This is a genomic window from Trichococcus flocculiformis, from assembly GCF_963662535.1.
Taxonomy (GTDB): domain Bacteria; phylum Bacillota; class Bacilli; order Lactobacillales; family Aerococcaceae; genus Trichococcus; species Trichococcus flocculiformis.
The window spans coordinates 2,071,357-2,088,999 of the sequence record NZ_OY759718.1 but is presented as its reverse complement, the minus strand read 5'-3'; the positions used below and the strand labels follow the sequence as shown (position 1 = coordinate 2,088,999).

The 17,643-nt window shown below is 46.1% G+C and carries 7 protein-coding genes, 21 tRNA genes, 3 rRNA genes, 1 riboswitch and 1 other annotated feature (1 of these 33 only partly in view); of the genes, 29 read left to right on the top strand and 2 right to left on the bottom strand.

Going from position 1 to position 17,643, the window contains the following annotated elements; genetic code table 11:
* The first annotated feature begins 69 nt into the window (after positions 1-69).
* The 28 genes from ACKPCD_RS10020 (at position 70) to metK (ending at position 12,524) form a co-directional block, all read left to right on the top strand.
* Positions 70-501: a CvfD/Ygs/GSP13 family RNA-binding post-transcriptional regulator gene (locus ACKPCD_RS10020; protein ID WP_232309313.1), complete on the top strand. Its 432-nt coding sequence runs from the start codon at positions 70-72 to the stop codon at positions 499-501.
* Positions 498-884 (top strand): hypothetical protein, encoded by a 387-nt coding sequence (locus tag ACKPCD_RS10015; protein WP_068561191.1) that lies wholly within the window; start codon positions 498-500, stop codon positions 882-884. Before ACKPCD_RS10020 ends, ACKPCD_RS10015 begins: the two co-directional genes overlap by 4 nt.
* Before the next feature lie 56 nt (positions 885-940).
* Positions 941-2,287 carry a glucose-6-phosphate isomerase gene (locus ACKPCD_RS10010; protein ID WP_068561192.1) on the top strand — a complete coding sequence of 449 codons (1,347 nt, stop codon included), beginning with the start codon at positions 941-943 and terminating at the stop codon, positions 2,285-2,287.
* A 657-nt stretch (positions 2,288-2,944) separates the two neighbouring features.
* A 16S ribosomal RNA gene (locus ACKPCD_RS10005) occupies positions 2,945-4,503 on the top strand.
* A 212-nt stretch (positions 4,504-4,715) separates the two neighbouring features.
* A 23S ribosomal RNA gene (locus ACKPCD_RS10000) occupies positions 4,716-7,630 on the top strand.
* Between the two features lie 94 nt (positions 7,631-7,724).
* A 5S ribosomal RNA gene (gene rrf, locus ACKPCD_RS09995) occupies positions 7,725-7,840 on the top strand.
* Together the 16S, 23S and 5S rRNA genes with 21 tRNA genes alongside form the textbook arrangement of a ribosomal RNA operon.
* Before the next feature lie 17 nt (positions 7,841-7,857).
* Positions 7,858-7,930 (top strand) — tRNA-Val (locus ACKPCD_RS09990).
* Between the two features lie 5 nt (positions 7,931-7,935).
* Positions 7,936-8,008: transfer RNA gene (locus ACKPCD_RS09985), tRNA-Lys, on the top strand.
* 3 nt (positions 8,009-8,011) lie between these two features.
* Positions 8,012-8,093, top strand: a tRNA-Leu gene (locus ACKPCD_RS09980).
* A gap of 11 nt (positions 8,094-8,104) precedes the next feature.
* Positions 8,105-8,180, top strand: a tRNA-Thr gene (locus ACKPCD_RS09975).
* Between the two features lie 3 nt (positions 8,181-8,183).
* A tRNA-Gly gene (locus ACKPCD_RS09970) sits at positions 8,184-8,255 on the top strand.
* A 46-nt stretch (positions 8,256-8,301) separates the two neighbouring features.
* A tRNA-Leu gene (locus tag ACKPCD_RS09965) sits at positions 8,302-8,387 on the top strand.
* A gap of 5 nt (positions 8,388-8,392) precedes the next feature.
* Positions 8,393-8,466: transfer RNA gene (locus tag ACKPCD_RS09960), tRNA-Arg, on the top strand.
* Positions 8,467-8,480: 14 nt separating this feature from the next.
* Positions 8,481-8,554, top strand: a tRNA-Pro gene (locus ACKPCD_RS09955).
* A 13-nt stretch (positions 8,555-8,567) separates the two neighbouring features.
* A tRNA-Ala gene (locus ACKPCD_RS09950) sits at positions 8,568-8,640 on the top strand.
* A gap of 15 nt (positions 8,641-8,655) precedes the next feature.
* Positions 8,656-8,729 (top strand) — tRNA-Met (locus ACKPCD_RS09945).
* Positions 8,730-8,743: 14 nt separating this feature from the next.
* Positions 8,744-8,817: transfer RNA gene (locus ACKPCD_RS09940), tRNA-Ile, on the top strand.
* A 21-nt stretch (positions 8,818-8,838) separates the two neighbouring features.
* Positions 8,839-8,928, top strand: a tRNA-Ser gene (locus tag ACKPCD_RS09935).
* A 102-nt stretch (positions 8,929-9,030) separates the two neighbouring features.
* Positions 9,031-9,103: transfer RNA gene (locus ACKPCD_RS09930), tRNA-Met, on the top strand.
* An 89-nt stretch (positions 9,104-9,192) separates the two neighbouring features.
* Positions 9,193-9,268 (top strand) — tRNA-Asp (locus ACKPCD_RS09925).
* A gap of 1 nt (position 9,269) precedes the next feature.
* Positions 9,270-9,340, top strand: a tRNA-Gly gene (locus tag ACKPCD_RS09920).
* Positions 9,341-9,351: 11 nt separating this feature from the next.
* Positions 9,352-9,425 (top strand) — tRNA-Ile (locus ACKPCD_RS09915).
* 39 nt (positions 9,426-9,464) lie between these two features.
* Positions 9,465-9,552, top strand: a tRNA-Ser gene (locus ACKPCD_RS09910).
* Between the two features lie 27 nt (positions 9,553-9,579).
* Positions 9,580-9,651, top strand: a tRNA-Glu gene (locus ACKPCD_RS09905).
* 11 nt (positions 9,652-9,662) lie between these two features.
* Positions 9,663-9,752: transfer RNA gene (locus ACKPCD_RS09900), tRNA-Ser, on the top strand.
* A gap of 20 nt (positions 9,753-9,772) precedes the next feature.
* Positions 9,773-9,845: transfer RNA gene (locus ACKPCD_RS09895), tRNA-Met, on the top strand.
* 31 nt (positions 9,846-9,876) lie between these two features.
* A tRNA-Glu gene (locus ACKPCD_RS09890) sits at positions 9,877-9,948 on the top strand.
* A gap of 1,306 nt (positions 9,949-11,254) precedes the next feature.
* A riboswitch (SMK box riboswitch) is annotated at positions 11,255-11,330 on the top strand.
* Complete coding sequence (gene metK / locus ACKPCD_RS09885) at positions 11,328-12,524, top strand: methionine adenosyltransferase (protein ID WP_068562627.1); 1,197 nt, start codon at positions 11,328-11,330, stop codon at positions 12,522-12,524. (Overlaps the previous riboswitch by 3 nt.)
* 56 nt (positions 12,525-12,580) lie before the next feature.
* Here metK and mnmM read toward each other — a convergent pair whose 3' ends face one another.
* Both mnmM and mnmL read right to left on the bottom strand, forming a co-directional pair.
* Positions 12,581-13,162 (bottom strand): tRNA 5-(aminomethyl)-2-thiouridylate-methyltransferase MnmM, encoded by a 582-nt coding sequence (gene mnmM, locus ACKPCD_RS09880; protein ID WP_321433086.1) that lies wholly within the window; start codon positions 13,160-13,162, stop codon positions 12,581-12,583.
* Positions 13,131-14,123, bottom strand: a complete 993-nt coding sequence (mnmL, locus tag ACKPCD_RS09875; protein ID WP_321433085.1) for a tRNA modification radical SAM protein MnmL/YtqA — start codon at positions 14,121-14,123, stop codon at positions 13,131-13,133. The genes mnmM and mnmL overlap by 32 nt, the downstream gene beginning before the upstream one ends.
* A gap of 322 nt (positions 14,124-14,445) precedes the next feature.
* Between mnmL and ACKPCD_RS09870 the strand changes: the two genes are divergently transcribed.
* The gene (locus tag ACKPCD_RS09870; protein ID WP_321434556.1) at positions 14,446-17,499 is read left to right on the top strand and encodes a LysM peptidoglycan-binding domain-containing protein; all 3,054 of its coding nucleotides are present in this window, start codon (positions 14,446-14,448) and stop codon (positions 17,497-17,499) included.
* Positions 17,500-17,587: 88 nt separating this feature from the next.
* Positions 17,588-17,643: a binding site (T-box leader), on the top strand; it runs 151 nt beyond the window's last position.

Here is a 17,643-nt window from a genome sequence, read left to right as displayed (position 1 = left end):
GCATCAGAAATTCTATCCTTTCATTTAGGCACGTGGTATAATTATTCGGTACTGTGAGGGGAATTATGGATGAAAATGGAATATAAAATCGGAGACATAATTGAAGGCAATGTAACAGGTATCCAATCATATGGTGTCTTTATTTCATTGGACAAGAATACGCAAGGCCTGATCCACATATCCGAGTGTAGGCATGGATATGTGACCAACCTGGACGAATTCATTCAGATCGATGATAAAGTAGAAGCCAAAATTATAGACATTGATGAGTACACAGGGAAAATCAGCCTGTCTCTCAGGGCTATGGAAAAGTTGGCCACACCGTGTTATCCGGCAAAAAGAAAGAAAAGAAAAAGAAGATACTTACCGCAAATCGGTTTTGAGACATTGAAAGAAATGATGCCGACCTGGATCGAAGAGGCCAAAGAAGACGAGAAAGTTAGGAAATCGACGGGAAATAATCCTGTCTATACGACTTCCGATGAAAGGGGACATTCATGATGATAAAAGAAAACATAGTGGCAGGGACTGTTATGGTCACAAATGATGCAGAGGAGACGTACTTTCTGGTCAATACAGAAAACGGAACCTACAGCCTACCTAATGTGAACTTATCCGAAAGTGGAAAATCTCCCTTAGGATCCATAATGGAAGTGTTACTGGCGCATATTGGCATTGAATCTGAGTCGTTGCGATTGCTTGACTTGACGAACATGAGAGGAAATGGCAAAAACATGCCTTTGTTTGTTTTCGATTCATTAGAAAAACCTTCTGATTTGGACAGCTTGCTGAATGAACCCGGCAAGTTCGCATGGAAAAAATCTTCAGAAATCTCGGAAATACTTACTGATTTGGAATTGGACAGTGTACCTATCTACCATTAAGGTGCCTTATTTCCCATCAGTAGTCATTTTATAAAAACAAATTAGGAGGATATTAAATGTCACATATTCAATTTGATTACTCTAAAGCTTTGAAATTTTTTGCACAACATGAATTGGACTACATCCAGTACCAAGTAACAGCCGCTGACAAAGCGCTTCGTGAAGGTACAGGCCCAGGGAACGATTTCACTGGATGGATTGATCTGCCAAAAGATTATGACAAAGAAGAATTCGCGCGCATCAAAGCGGCAGCGAAAAAAATCCAATCCGATTCAGAAGTTTTGGTTGTTATCGGTATCGGTGGTTCTTATTTAGGCGCCCGTGCTGCAATTGACTTCCTGAACAACACTTTCTACAACGTTCAGACAACTGCAGACCGCAAAACACCACAAATTTTCTTTGCAGGCAACAGCATCAGCTCAACTTATTTAGCTGACTTGATCGAAGTGATCGGAGATCGTGATTTCTCAGTTAACATGATTTCAAAATCAGGTACAACAACTGAACCGGCGATCGCTTTCCGTGTCTTCAAAGAATTGTTGATCAAAAAATATGGTAAAGAAGAAGCAGTAAAACGCATTTACTCTACCACAGACAAAGCAAGAGGAGCAGCGAAGCATGAAGCAGACATGGAAGGATACGAGACTTTCGTAATTCCTGATGATGTCGGCGGACGTTTCACTGTGTTGACACCAGTTGGCCTTCTTCCGATCGCTGTCAGCGGTGCTGATATCGATGCATTGATGCAAGGTGCTGCTGATGCCCGTGAAGCATACATGAATCCTGATTTGACAACCAACGTTGCTTACCAATACGCGGCTATCCGCAACATCCTTTACCGTAAAGGCAAAGTGACTGAGATTTTGGCTAACTATGAGCCAGGTATGCAATACCTTTCAGAATGGTGGAAACAATTATTCGGCGAGTCTGAAGGTAAAGACCAAAAAGGAATTTATCCAACCAGTGCGAACTTCTCGACAGATTTGCACTCAATCGGCCAATCTATCCAAGATGGACAAAGAAATATCTTTGAGACAGTCGTTAAAGTTGCTAAGCCACGCAAAACAATCGATATTCCTTTAAGTGCAGAAGATTTAGATGGTTTAGGCTATCTTGAAGGTAAAGACGTTGATTTCGTAAACACAAAAGCTTACCAAGGAACATTGTTGGCTCATACAGACGGCGGCGTACCGAACTTGTTAGTCACTATGCCTGAAATGGATGCTTATTCTTTAGGTTATCTAGTGTACTTCTTTGAAATCGCCGTAGGCATCTCCGGTTACCTGAACGGCGTGAATCCATTCGACCAACCAGGTGTAGAAGCTTACAAAAAGAATATGTTTGCACTTCTTGGCAAACCTGGATTTGAAGAATTAGCTAAGGAATTAAACGACAGATTATAAGATGTAAATTACTTCAAGCGGACAATTCGTTGTCCGCTTTTTTTCTTGTGTAGTAGTTCAGAACCCTAAGGGCGGAGGAATTCGAATCGATCTTGTCAGGACTTCCGGAGAGGAGGGCTTCTCTGGAGCAGCACAACCAAAAAAGTTAGTTGTTAAACAATTCAAAATTGGATGTCGGATCCATAAGGATGCTGATACGCTTGTGTTGACAAGGCTTACATTTTTGTGGTAAAGTTTAGTTCCTCGGTAATCCGATACATTTTTTTCAAAATCTGTTTGACATGGATTTGAAATGATGATAGTATTGTGAAGTTGTCTTTTGTAAGGCGACGGCAAGATAAGATTCATTGTTGACATCAAGATAAAATGATGTTATCATATGAAAGTTGCTGATTCATCAGTCGAATAGCTCGAATTTATTTTTTAAAAGTTGTTGACAAGATGCGGTGGCCGTGATATTATGAATAAGCAATCACGTAATACGTGATGCGCGATTGACCTTTGAAAACTGAACAAAGAATGAACGAACCAAATGTGCAGGGAGCTTAGACTTCGGTCGAAGCAAACGAAGGCGATACGTAGTATCGCAAACATAAAGTCAGCAAGAAATTAAGAGCTTTTCAGCTTTTCATGAGGGTTTCTGTACAAGAACCCACATTACATGAGAGTTTGATCCTGGCTCAGGACGAACGCTGGCGGCGTGCCTAATACATGCAAGTCGAACGGTCTTTTCTATGGAAGCTTGCTTCCACTGAGAAGATAGTGGCGAACGGGTGAGTAACACGTGGGTAACCTGCCCATAAGAGGGGGATAACATCCGGAAACGGGTGCTAATACCGCATAGTTTTCTTGATCGCATGATTGAGAAAGGAAAGACGGCCTTTGTGCTGTCGCTTATGGATGGACCCGCGGCGTATTAGTTAGTTGGTGAGGTAATGGCTCACCAAGACGATGATACGTAGCCGACCTGAGAGGGTGATCGGCCACATTGGGACTGAGACACGGCCCAAACTCCTACGGGAGGCAGCAGTAGGGAATCTTCCGCAATGGACGAAAGTCTGACGGAGCAACGCCGCGTGAGTGAAGAAGGTTTTCGGATCGTAAAACTCTGTTGTCAGAGAAGAACAAGTCGGAGAGTAACTGCTCCGGCCTTGACGGTATCTGACCAGAAAGCCACGGCTAACTACGTGCCAGCAGCCGCGGTAATACGTAGGTGGCAAGCGTTGTCCGGATTTATTGGGCGTAAAGCGAGCGCAGGCGGTTCCTTAAGTCTGATGTGAAAGCCCACGGCTCAACCGTGGAAGGTCATTGGAAACTGGGGAACTTGAGTGCAGAAGAGGAGAGTGGAATTCCATGTGTAGCGGTGAAATGCGTAGATATATGGAGGAACACCAGTGGCGAAGGCGACTCTCTGGTCTGTAACTGACGCTGAGGCTCGAAAGCGTGGGGAGCAAACAGGATTAGATACCCTGGTAGTCCACGCCGTAAACGATGAGTGCTAAGTGTTGGAGGGTTTCCACCCTTCAGTGCTGCAGCTAACGCATTAAGCACTCCGCCTGGGGAGTACGGCCGCAAGGCTGAAACTCAAAGGAATTGACGGGGACCCGCACAAGCGGTGGAGCATGTGGTTTAATTCGAAGCAACGCGAAGAACCTTACCAGGTCTTGACATCCTTTGACAATCCTAGAGATAGGACTTTCCCTTCGGGGACAAAGTGACAGGTGGTGCATGGTTGTCGTCAGCTCGTGTCGTGAGATGTTGGGTTAAGTCCCGCAACGAGCGCAACCCCTATTGTTAGTTGCCAGCATTCAGTTGGGCACTCTAATGAGACTGCCGGTGACAAACCGGAGGAAGGTGGGGATGACGTCAAATCATCATGCCCCTTATGACCTGGGCTACACACGTGCTACAATGGATGGTACAACGAGCAGCAAGACCGCGAGGTCAAGCGAATCTCTTAAAGCCATTCTCAGTTCGGATTGCAGGCTGCAACTCGCCTGCATGAAGCCGGAATCGCTAGTAATCGCGGATCAGCACGCCGCGGTGAATACGTTCCCGGGTCTTGTACACACCGCCCGTCACACCACGAGAGTTTGTAACACCCGAAGTCGGTGAGGTAACCTTTATGGAGCCAACCGCCTAAGGTGGGACAGATGATTGGGGTGAAGTCGTAACAAGGTAGCCGTATCGGAAGGTGCGGCTGGATCACCTCCTTTCTAAGGAATATAATGGAATCCTTGCTTGGTCCAATCATTCTTTGTTCAGTTTTGAGAGATCAATCTCTCAAGCAAGAAAAAAGTTGTTCTTTGAAAACTGAATACTACAAAAATAAAGTAAGAAACCTAAACATTTTACCGCGTTTTAAGTTGACTTAAATGAGTTTTTAACGAAATAAGTTAGCAAGCCAGCAATGGCGAGCTTAACCATAGGTTAAGTGAATAAGGGCGCACGGTGGATGCCTAGGCACTAGGAGCCGATGAAGGACGGGACTAACACCGATATGCTCCGGGGAGCTGTAAGTAAGCTTTGATCCGGAGATTTCCGAATGGGGCAACCCAATATCTTTGATAGGATATTACGTTACACTGAATACATAGGTGTATCGAGGAACACGCAGGGAACTGAAACATCTCATTACCTGCAGGAAGAGAAAGAAAATTCGATTCCCTTAGTAGCGGCGAGCGAAACGGGAAAAGCCCAAACCAAAGAGCTTGCTCTTTGGGGTTGTAGGACTGGGACATGAGACTGCAATGGATAGCAGAAGCCAACTGGAAAGTTGCGCAACATAGGGTAATAGCCCCGTATGCGAAATCCAAATCAGCTCTACCAGTATCCTGAGTACGGCGGAACACGAGAAATTCCGTCGGAATCCGGGAGGACCATCTCCCAAGGCTAAATACTCCCTAGTGACCGATAGTGAACCAGTACCGTGAGGGAAAGGTGAAAAGCACCCCGGAAGGGGAGTGAAACAGTACCTGAAACCGTGTGCCTACAAGTAGTCAAAGCCCGTTAATGGGTGATGGCGTACCTTTTGTAGAATGGACCGGCGAGTTACGATTTCATGCGAGGTTAAGTTGAAAAGACGGAGCCGCAGCGAAAGCGAGTCTGAATAGGGCGAATAAGTATGAGGTCGTAGACCCGAAACCAAGTGACCTACCCATGTCCAGGTTGAAGGTGCGGTAATACGCACTGGAGGACCGAACCCACGCACGTTGAAAAGTGCGGGGATGAGGTGTGGGTAGCGGAGAAATTCCAATCGAACTTGGAGATAGCTGGTTCTCTCCGAAATAGCTTTAGGGCTAGCCTCGGATATGCGAATCATGGAGGTAGAGCACTGTTTGGACTAGGGGCCCTTCTCGGGTTACCGAATTCAGATAAACTCCGAATGCCATTGATTTAGATCCGAGAGTCAGACTGCGAGTGATAAGATCCGTAGTCAAAAGGGAAACAGCCCAGACCACCAGCTAAGGTCCCAAAGTATCTGTTAAGTGGAAAAGGATGTGGGGTTGCATAGACAACTAGGATGTTGGCTCAGAAGCAGCCATCATTTAAAGAGTGCGTAATAGCTCACTAGTCGAGTGACCCTGCGCCGAAAATTTACCGGGGCTAAACAGATCACCGAAGCTGTGGATGGAACCCAATGGGTTCCGTGGTAGGAGAGCGTTCTAAGGGCATCGAAGCCAGATCGTGAGGACTGGTGGAGCGCTTAGAAGTGAGAATGCCGGTATGAGTAGCGCAAGACGGGTGAGAATCCCGTCCACCGAATAACTAAGGTTTCCTGGGGAAGGCTCGTCCTCCCAGGGTTAGTCGGGACCTAAGCTGAGGCCGATAGGCGTAGGCGATGGACAACAGGTTGATATTCCTGTACCAGTTGCTTTTGTTTGAGCGATGGAGGGACGCAGGAGGCTAAGGAATGCACACGATCGGAAATGTGTGTCCAAGCAGCAAGTCTGAGAACGAGTGAAATGCTTTTTCTCTCAAGGACAAGCTGTGATGGGGAGCGAAATTTAGTAGCGAAGTTCCTGATGTCACACTGCCAAGAAAAGCTTCTAGTGAGAAAGTAACTGCCCGTACCGCAAACCGACACAGGTAGTTGAGGAGAGAATCCTAAGGTGTGCGAGAGAACTCTCGTTAAGGAACTCGGCAAAATGACCCCGTAACTTCGGGAGAAGGGGTGCTGACCGCAAGGTCAGCCGCAGTGAATAGGCCCAAGCGACTGTTTATCAAAAACACAGGTCTCTGCAAAATCGAAAGATGACGTATAGGGGCTGACGCCTGCCCGGTGCTGGAAGGTTAAGAGGAGAGGTTAGCGCAAGCGAAGCTTTGAATTGAAGCCCCAGTAAACGGCGGCCGTAACTATAACGGTCCTAAGGTAGCGAAATTCCTTGTCGGGTAAGTTCCGACCCGCACGAAAGGCGTAACGATTTGGGCACTGTCTCAACGAGAGACTCGGTGAAATTATAGTACCAGTGAAGATGCTGGTTACCCGCGACAGGACGGAAAGACCCCATGGAGCTTTACTGCAGTTTGATATTGCGTGTTTGTATCACATGTACAGGATAGGTAGGAGCCGAAGATACCGGGACGCCAGTCTCGGAGGAGGCAACGGTGGGATACTACCCTTGTGATATGACCACTCTAACCCGCTGCTCTTAGCGAGCAGGGAGACAGTGTCAGACGGGCAGTTTGACTGGGGCGGTCGCCTCCAAAAATGTAACGGAGGCGCCCAAAGGTTCCCTCAGAATGGTTGGAAATCATTCGTAGAGTGTAAAGGCAGAAGGGAGCTTGACTGCGAGACCTACAAGTCGAGCAGGGACGAAAGTCGGGCTTAGTGATCCGGTGGTTCCGCATGGAAGGGCCATCGCTCAACGGATAAAAGCTACCCTGGGGATAACAGGCTTATCTCCCCCAAGAGTTCACATCGACGGGGAGGTTTGGCACCTCGATGTCGGCTCATCGCATCCTGGGGCTGTAGTCGGTCCCAAGGGTTGGGCTGTTCGCCCATTAAAGCGGTACGCGAGCTGGGTTCAGAACGTCGTGAGACAGTTCGGTCCCTATCCGTCGCGGGCGTTGGAAATTTGAGAGGAGCTGTCCTTAGTACGAGAGGACCGGGATGGACACACCGCTGGTGTACCAGTTGTTCTGCCAAGAGCATCGCTGGGTAGCTATGTGTGGACGGGATAAACGCTGAAAGCATCTAAGCGTGAAGCCCCCCTCAAGATGAGATTTCCCATCACTTTAAGTGAGTAAGACCCCTGAGAGATGATCAGGTAGATAGGTTGGGAGTGGAAGTACAGCGATGTATGGAGCGGACCAATACTAATCGGTCGAGGACTTAACCAATTTTTAAAAAGAAGAAAACTCAAGTGGTGTTTTCGGAATCCCTTTACTTTTGTAGATTCAGTTTTGAGAGAACAACGTTCTCTAATTAAAAATGTGCGGTGACGATGGCAAGAAGGTCACACCTGTTCCCATCTCGAACACAGAAGTTAAGCTTCTTAGCGCCGATTGTAGTGAAGGGTTTCCCTTTGTGAGACTAGGACGTTGCCGCGCATTTATATTTATATCATGGAGGTTTAGCTCAGCTGGGAGAGCGTCTGCCTTACAAGCAGGATGTCGGCGGTTCGATCCCGTCAACCTCCATCCATGAGTTATTAGCTCAGTTGGTAGAGCATCTGACTTTTAATCAGAGGGTCGCAGGTTCGAGCCCTGCATAACTCATTTGCGGGTGTGGCGGAATTGGCAGACGCACTAGATTTAGGATCTAGCGCCGCAAGGCGTGGGGGTTCAAGTCCCTTCACCCGCATAATTGAATACGCCGGCTTAGCTCAGTTGGTAGAGCATCTGATTTGTAATCAGAGGGTCGAGGGTTCGAATCCTTTAGCCGGCACCATTCGCGGAAGTAGTTCAGTGGTAGAACATCACCTTGCCAAGGTGGGGGTCGCGGGTTCGAACCCCGTCTTCCGCTTTCATAAGGACTATGCCAGACCTTATGAAAGAAACAACAGTAACATGCCGGGGTGGCGGAACTGGCAGACGCACAGGACTTAAAATCCTGCGGTGAGTGATCACCGTATCGGTTCGATTCCGATTCTCGGCATTTAGGCACCCATAGCTCAATTGGATAGAGTACTTGACTACGAATCAAGCGGTTACAGGTTCGACTCCTGTTGGGTGCATTAACAGAATACTTCGGGAAGTAGCTCAGCTTGGTAGAGCACTTGGTTTGGGACCAAGGGGTCGCAGGTTCGAATCCTGTCTTCCCGATAACTAAAATTATGGGGCCTTAGCTCAGCTGGGAGAGCGCCTGCCTTGCACGCAGGAGGTCAGCGGTTCGATCCCGCTAGGCTCCATTTTTTTTATTTATTGGCGGTGTAGCTCAGATGGCTAGAGCGTCCGGTTCATACCCGGGAGGTCATGGGTTCGACCCCCTTCGCCGCTATAATGCCTTGCTTCGGACCTTTAGCTCAGTTGGTTAGAGCAGACGGCTCATAACCGTCCGGTCGCAGGTTCGAGTCCTGCAAGGTCCATGAAAAAATGTATCAGCTTATGGAGGATTACCCAAGTCCGGCTGAAGGGAACGGTCTTGAAAACCGTCAGGCGTGTAAAAGCGCGCAAGGGTTCGAATCCCTTATCCTCCTTTAGGGGCCTTCGGCCATTGTCATGGCTGTTGGTGCTTTAGCGACAGTACAGACATGATACACTTGAGCGTAATCTCACAGTGTTTCCTTATTATTCATTATCGCGGGGTGGAGCAGTTGGCAGCTCGCCGGGCTCATAACCCGGAGGTCACAGGTTCAAGTCCTGTCCCCGCAATTGTCATGATTGTCGCTGCTTCAGTAGCTTACAAGCATGATACACTTGGGCGAAAGCCCACAGTGTAACCTCATAAAAGTTTAACGCATGGTTCCGTGGTGTAGGGGTCAACATGCCTGCCTGTCACGCAGGAGATCGCGGGTTCAAATCCCGTCGGAGCCGCCATGCGGGTGTAGTTTAGTGGTAAAACCCCAGCCTTCCAAGCTGATGTCGGGAGTTCGATTCTCCTCACCCGCTTTTTTTAAGAAGGGCCTATAGCTCAGCTGGTTAGAGCGCACGCCTGATAAGCGTGAGGTCGATGGTTCGAGTCCATTTAGGCCCATTGATAAAGCACAAACAGTAATAGAACGTTTCTTGTTATGGGGAAGTACTCAAGTGGCTGAAGAGGCGCCCCTGCTAAGGGTGTAGGTCGTTAACGCGGCGCGAGGGTTCAAATCCCTCCTTCTCCGTAGCTTTATCAGAAAAATAAATAAGATGGTCCGTTGGTCAAGCGGTTAAGACACCGCCCTTTCACGGCGGTAACACGGGTTCGATTCCCGTACGGATCATTATAAACTTTGGAGGATTACCCAAGTCCGGCTGAAGGGAACGGTCTTGAAAACCGTCAGGTGTGTAAAAGCGCGCAAGGGTTCGAATCCCTTATCCTCCTTTTATTATTATTATTATTATCGCGGGGTGGAGCAGTTGGCAGCTCGCCGGGCTCATAACCCGGAGGTCACAGGTTCAAGTCCTGTCCCCGCAATTGGTTCTGATTTTCTTTTTAGTATATTTATGGTCCGTTGGTCAAGCGGTTAAGACACCGCCCTTTCACGGCGGTAACACGGGTTCGATTCCCGTACGGATCATCATCGAAAAGCACTCTTCTGAGTGTTTTTTTTTAATAATTGGGAAAGCATAAAATTTTTCGAATTGAAAAGTGCGTCACCGTAGGTGTTTCACAGATTCACAACATGTTTCATGCAATCAAATTTTATGGCCAGCTTCACGTGTAAGCCCTTCGGAAAAGTGATAAGTGTTTGCTTATTCAGGGCTGAATGAAGAACCCACAAAGCTATTCCTGCAAAAAAACAGGTAGATGCATCAGTCGAAGGACGCATATGCCTGTTTTTCTTAGACCAAAAATAATAATGAGTAGCTTAGTGTGAAAAGAAAAGCATAGTTAGTTAAATATTGTTCGATTCTGAGATCGTTTTGAAGTGTTCTCTTGAATAAAGGGAAAACCATTAGGATAGATAATCCGAATAAGCTTATGGCCCATAGTGGGCTGTTGAGATTAACTATCTGGAGAATACCTGCCGCGTAGGGAAGCAGAAAAGTGGTCATTCTTAGAAAATTTGAATGCTCTAATAGTAGTTCTTGATAATAAGAATTTGGCTGATTGCTGTATGTAGTATTCTTAATTTGGACCTGTATCAAACAAAAAATATGGAACAGGATCATTGGAAGTACTTCGTATTGAAGCTGTAACGGAATAAAGTTTGCCTGCGAAAAAAAAGATACTGATGAAAGAATAAGCACCTTAAAGAAAGGCTGCAGCATTACTTCGTAAAATGTATTTGCCATACTGTAAGGATAAAACTGTAAGATCAGGTAAATTAAATACAGGAAAAGAACCGCAGTCAGGACTATATTCGATAGATAAAATATGATGGTCAGCATTACGATTGAGAGAAACCCTAAAACCAAAATCATTTTATAGGGGAGCTTTCTTTTGGAATGTTCTCTTTTTGAAAGTAGGCGTTCCAAGGCATGGGAAAAAAGCAAAAAAAGATAAAGTATAAATAGTAACAGATAGTTGGGACCGTTGAAAGTCGTTCCTCTCCATGCCCCGAAAAGAAGCAGCGTCAACGGGGCTGTCAGCATCGACAAAAAGGTATTGTGCATAAGATTCATGAATTGTTTCTGGATTGTCAGCATAATCTCTTCCTTCTCTATTAATGATAGAGTGTGTTTCATCTCGTATCTATTGCGCAAATTCATCATAGGTTAACGTCTTTGCGATGTCAAGCGATGTCAGGATTGAAAAAAGCTGACGTAAAATATTTACATCAGTATTTGTTTGCGTCATCTATGATACAAAGATGAAATCTTCTTATTTTATGTTGCTTTTTTAGCGATGATAGCGTATATTAGACATGTTGCATTTCAGAGGCTAATTGCAATATCCCGATAGGATTCACAATATGTGAAGACGCCTTGTAACCAAAAAATGGGGGAATGAAAAATGGTAGAAAAAAGATTATTTACTTCAGAATCAGTAACGGAAGGTCATCCGGATAAAATCGCTGATCAGATCAGCGATGCAATTTTGGATACGTTGTTGGCTGCTGATCCAAACGCGCGTGTTGCTTGCGAAACGATAGTCACGACCGGACTGGTGGTTGTCTTCGGAGAAATCACGACAAGCGCATACGTAAATATCCAGCAGATCGTCCGCGATACTGTAACTGAAATTGGTTATACGCGGGGTAAATTTGGTTTCGATGCGGATAATTTGGCCGTTATGGTATCCTTGGACGAACAATCCGACGATATCGCAATCGGTGTCAACGAATCACTGGAGCGCAGAGAACTGGTGACTACGGACTACAATGAAATCGGGGCAGGGGATCAAGGGTTGATGTTCGGTTTTGCCATCAACGAAACGGAAGAACTGATGCCATTACCTATTTCGCTTAGTCATAAATTAGCGAAACGTTTATCTGAAGTCCGCAAAGACGGTACTTTGGAATATTTAAGACCGGACGGAAAAACGCAAGTCACCGTGGAATACGACGAAGACGGCAAACCGAAACGTGTGGACACAATCGTTTTGAGCACGCAGCATGATGAGAATGTCACGTTGGAACAATTGAAAAAAGATATTTTGGAGCATGTCATCCATGTGGTCATCGACGATGCCTTGTTGGATGCTGATACGAAATACTTCATCAATCCTACTGGTCGCTTTGTCATTGGAGGACCTAAAGGCGATTCCGGTCTGACTGGGAGAAAAATCATCGTTGATACTTATGGTGGGTATGCGCGTCATGGTGGCGGTGCTTTCTCAGGTAAGGATGCTACAAAAGTGGATCGTTCTGCAAGTTATGCGGCCCGTTACATTGCGAAGAACATTGTTGCGGCTGGATTGGCGACAAAATGTGAAATCCAATTGGCCTATGCGATCGGAGTTGCTGAACCAGTATCGATTGCGATCGATACATTCGGTACAAGCGAATATCCCGAAGCCACTTTGATAGAGGCAGTGCGCAAAAACTTCAACTTGACGCCAGCTGGCATCATTCAAATGTTGGATCTGCGTCGTCCTATCTTTAAAAAGACGGCAGCCTACGGACATTTTGGCCGTGAAGATGCTGACTTCACTTGGGAAAAGACAGACAAAACAGAAGCTTTGCTTTCATATGTTCAAGCGAACAAATAAAAGCAAGCAAAAAAAGGAAAGCGTTGCGGTCATTTGCCGGAACGCTTTCCTTTTTTCTATTTCATGTAAGGAGTTTTCTTTTTTTCGATGGCAATCAAGAACGGCGGATGATTGATCTGATTGATGAAGCCGTACTGCAGTACCTTGAATAAGGATTGATTCAAGCTACTGCAGTAATCAAGCAGGGCATTCTTCTCTTCCATGCCGCCAGGATGCCCACTGTACACGACTAAGAGAATGTAACTGCCGATCCGCAATTTCGGGAGCAAGGCTTCGATGGCACGGATGGTCGTATTTTTTTTGGTGATGATCGTTTTATCGGATCCTGGCAGGTATCCTAAGTTGAAGATGGCACCGCCGATTTTTGCATTGTCGGCCAGCACATCCCCAAGGGTTTCATGCCCTTGATGAAGAAGGGTAACCTGATCCGTCAGTCCTGCCAACAATAGTTTTTGTGCAGTATTTTCGATGGCTTGTTTCTGGACGTCAAAACCGATCACTTTGCCTGTCGGACCGACCAGTGTAGCCAAAAGGACGGTATCGCTGCCGTTTCCGACAGTGGCATCAATGACTAAATCTCCTTTGCAGACTGTTTCCTTCAGCAAACTATGACTGAAGTCCACTGCGGACAATAACATGTTCCTCACCCTTATTTCTGATATTGTGGATTCCTTGATAGGTACTGCGGCGCTCCAGCTCATGGTCGATTGCGTTCAGCACTTCCCATTTTTTGAGGCTCCACATCGGGCCGACAAGCGTGTCACGCGGAGCATCTCCCGTAATCCGGTGTATGACGATTTCTTCCGGAATGACTTCGAGCTGATCGCAGACAAGCCCAACATATTCGTCTTTCTCTAACAAACGTAGCCGTCCTTGATGGTAGTCCCGAAGCATTTTAGTGTTTTTCATCAAATGCAGTAAATGGATTTTGATGCCTTGAATGTCCGAATCCAGGATAACACGTTTGACGCTCTCCATCATCATGTCATGAGTTTCTCCCGGAAGACCGTTGATGAGATGGGTACACACCGGGATATTGTGCGCACGAAGTTCATCGACCGCCTTCAGGTAGGTATCATAGGAATGCGCGCGGTTGATGATTTTGCTTGTCTCCTCATGGATGGTCTGAAGTCCCAATTCCACCCATATATAATAGCGCTTGTTCAGTTCAGCTAAGTACGCGATTGTTTCCGGCGGCAGGCAGTCCGGGCGCGTTGCAATCATGATGCCGACCACGCCGTCCTCGTTTACGACCTGTTCATAGCGGTGGCGCAGAATGTCAACCGGTGCGTGCGTATTGGTGAAGTTCTGGAAATAGGCGATGTAGCTTTTAACATTCGGCCATTTTTTGTGCATCATATCAATGCCTTTGCGCAATTGGACTGGCAGCGGATCGACCCTGTCCTGGGCAAAATCGCCGGATCCGGAAACGGTGCAGAAGGTGCAGCCGCCGCGTGCGACAGTGCCGTCGCGGTTTGGGCAATCAAAACCGCCATCGATGGCTACTTTGAAAATCTTTTCGCCGAAATGTTGTTGCAGATGATAATTCCATGTATGGTAACGTTTATTCGTGTCACTGTATAAAAATTGATTTGTCAATACTTTCACCTCAGTATCCATTTTATCATGATTTTTGGTCTGTCTGTAGTCTATTTGATAGCTTTTCCGGATTTCAGGAGAAGTTGAATGGGGAAAGGGGTTACATATTGTTCGTGGAATGGTTTGTTACAGATTTATTTCAATTATTAAATATAGAATATGATTATGAAAGCCATTCAAAAATGTGATAAACAAACATATAATAGGTATGTTGGATTATTTCTTAAAAGAAATTTAAATTATCTTTCCATCATTGTTAAAAAACCAGATGTTTTCACTGCCATATAGGCAGTATTTTTGATACAAGGAGTGGTATATTTTGGTGTTATCCAGAAACGAACGCATCAACCAAAAGAAAAAAGAACAACTGACCAATTCTTTTATCACCACGAATAAAAGACTGAAACGCAGCGTAGCGGTATTGAGTACATCCTTATTCATGACAACTGTCGTGAAGCCAGTCGAAATGGTTCTGGCAGCAGAGAAGACTGCGCTCGGAACAAAGGATACACAAGTATATTCCACTAATCCCTTTTTGAACCAGATCATCCCTTCCGCGACCATAATCGCTGCCAAAAATGATCTTTATGCCTCTGTGATGATGGCTCAAGCCATCCTCGAAAGCGGTTGGGGTACCAGCGCTTTAGCTTCGGCTCCCAACTATAATCTGTTCGGGATCAAAGGGAACTATAACGGAGAATCTGTCAACATGGGAACACTTGAGGACAGCGGCGGGCAGAATTACTACCCAATCAATGCTGAATTCAGAAAATATCCTTCCTATGCCGAATCCTTGCAGGATTATGCAAATCTTCTTGCGAATGGAACAAGTTGGAATCCGAATTATTATGCCGGTGCTTGGAAAAGCAATGCAGCCTCTTACCAGGATGCAACAGCTTATTTGACCGGTCGCTATGCTACGGATACAGCCTACAGTGCCAAGTTGAACAGAATCATTGCACAATACGGTTTGGATCAATATGATAACTATCAACTTGTAGATGACGAAGAAGTCGAAAATCCGGATGCAGGCAATGTCGATTTTGAAAAGCCTACTGATACTCCTGACCTGCCGAATGTCGACCTGCCCGAGAATTCAGAAGAAGATACTGGAGAACAAGAGAAACCAAGTGAACCTGAAGAAGATTCGGAAGAAGTTGATACACCGGATGCTCCGGTTCAAGCGGGGGAGGCTTTCCATGTCGTTCAACCCGGCGACACGCTTTATGCAATCGCTAAAAAGTATGGTATTTCGTTAGTGGATCTGTTGACGCTGAATAAACTGACTTCCAATATGATCTATGTGGGAGATCGTCTGGTGTTGCCTGACAGCGTTATAGTCGAGGGAAACAACCCTGATGAAGATACGGATGAAGAAAAAGCACCAACCACTCCAACTTCAGAATATACGGTAGTTGTTGGCGATACCCTTTACAAAATAGCTGCAGCAAACGGCTTGACGGTTGGTGAGTTGAAAAGTTTGAATGCGTTGACGAGTGATACAATCTTTGTTGGCCAAAAATTGTTACTGGTTAAAACAACAACGACTGCTCCCGATAAGACCGAAAATGAATCAAACAACAATGCTGGTCAAACAACTACCCAATCATACACCGTTAAATCGGGTGATACATTGTGGTCGATCGCGAATGCAACCAACATGACCGTTGCCGCACTCAAAGCCGTAAACAGTTTGACTTCCGATGCAATCTATCCGGGTCAAGTCTTGAAGACTGTTGGCACGTCAGCACCAACTACTGGAACGAATACAGGCACTACTATCACAGGTGCTTTCATCAAACCAGCCAGTGGATACATTTCATCTCCCTTCGGATACCGTACATCTCCTATAAATGGGGCACAGGAATTCCATCGAGGTGTTGATATCGCAGGGAGTGGTAATATTTCCGCGGCTCAGGCAGGCGTAGTGGAAGTCGCGACTTATCATTACAGCTACGGCAACTATGTCGTCATCAACCACGGCAAAATTAACGGCGTGACCATCAAAACGTTGTATGCGCATATGCAATCAGGTCTATCGGTATCCGTAGGACAGACCGTCAGCCAAGGACAAAAAATCGGCGTGATGGGAACAACCGGCAGCTCGACAGGCGTCCATCTGCATTTCGAAGTGCAGGAAAATGGGGCTGTCGTCAACCCAATGAATTACATCAACGGCATCACTACTGGAACCCCTGGAGCAACAACGCCAACTACACCATCCAACGGCAACAGTGTCGTTGTCGTGTCCGGAGATACTTTGTGGAAGATTGCGAATGCGAACGGATTGACCGTTGCGGAATTAAAAAAATTGAATAACTTGACAAGTGACGCTATTATGACAGGTCAAGTACTGATTTTGAAGAGCGCGGGCACAGATACGCCAAACAAACCTTCCACGCCGACAGTGACCCCTGGAACAACTTCTATAACGGTGGCATCCGGCGACACGCTTTGGAAAATTGCGAATGCGAACGGATTGAGTGTAGCTGAATTGAAGACTCTGAACAACCTGACGAGTGATGTCATCGTTCCGGGGCAAACATTATTGGTTAAAAAAACTACGACAACACCGAGTGTGACGCCGCCAAGCAATCCAGCAGTGCCGACACCGCCTTCGACTGTAAGCACAATCACTGTGGCATCCGGCGATACGCTTTGGAAAATCGCGAATGCGAACGGATTGAGTGTAGCTGAATTGAAGACTCTGAACAACCTGACGAGTGATGTCATCGTTCCGGGGCAAACATTATTGGTTAAAAAAACTACGACAACACCGAGTGTGACGCCGCCAAGCAATCCAGCAGTGCCGACACCGCCTTCGACTGTAAGCACAATCACTGTGGCATCCGGCGATACGCTTTGGAAAATCGCGAATGCGAACGGATTGAGTGTAGCTGAATTGAAGACTCTGAACAATCTGAGTTCCGATTATATTTATCCGGGTCAATCCTTGAAAGTAACAAAATCAGTTACGAATGGGAATAATTCCACAGGCGTAACGCCACCGACTGTGACGAAGCCTTCTGTTCCGACAGTCGTGAATAAAATGTATACGGTCCAAAAAGGGGACACGCTTTATAAAATAGCCTCCGCTAATGGTGTTTCGGTTGCTGAATTGAAGGCTTGGAACAACCTGAACACGGATATCATTTTTGTGAACCAATCCTTGAAGTTGGCTGCAACGACGAGTTCAACGCAGACAACAGCGCCGACCACAAGTGAGCCTGAGGCATCCGGCAATACTTATACTGTCCAAAAAGGCGACACTTTGTACAGCATCGCCAAGAAAAAGGGTGTTAGCTTAGCAGCTTTGATCGAAGCGAATGATATGACTTCCAACGTCATTTATGTCGGACAAGTCATCACTTTTTAAGTAATCAACTGAATCACGCTTGAAGGCATCAAGTCTTGATGAAATGAGTTTTATTTGTTAAAATAGCAGATGAATCAATTCATAACTGAAACAGACATAGAGAAGGAATAGTAGAGAGCAGCTTTTTTGAAGAGAGTGCATGGG

Bases quoted from the DNA above. Each gene is read 5' to 3' on its own strand.
- ACKPCD_RS10020 (WP_232309313.1), top strand. From the start codon at position 70: ATGAAAATGGAATATAAAATCGGAGACATAATTGAAGGCAATGTAACA.
- ACKPCD_RS10015 (WP_068561191.1), top strand. From the start codon at position 498: ATGATGATAAAAGAAAACATAGTGGCAGGGACTGTTATGGTCACAAAT.
- ACKPCD_RS10010 (WP_068561192.1), top strand. From the start codon at position 941: ATGTCACATATTCAATTTGATTACTCTAAAGCTTTGAAATTTTTTGCA.
- metK (WP_068562627.1), top strand. From the start codon at position 11,328: ATGGTAGAAAAAAGATTATTTACTTCAGAATCAGTAACGGAAGGTCAT.
- mnmM (WP_321433086.1), bottom strand. From the start codon at position 13,162: ATGTTATTGTCCGCAGTGGACTTCAGTCATAGTTTGCTGAAGGAAACA.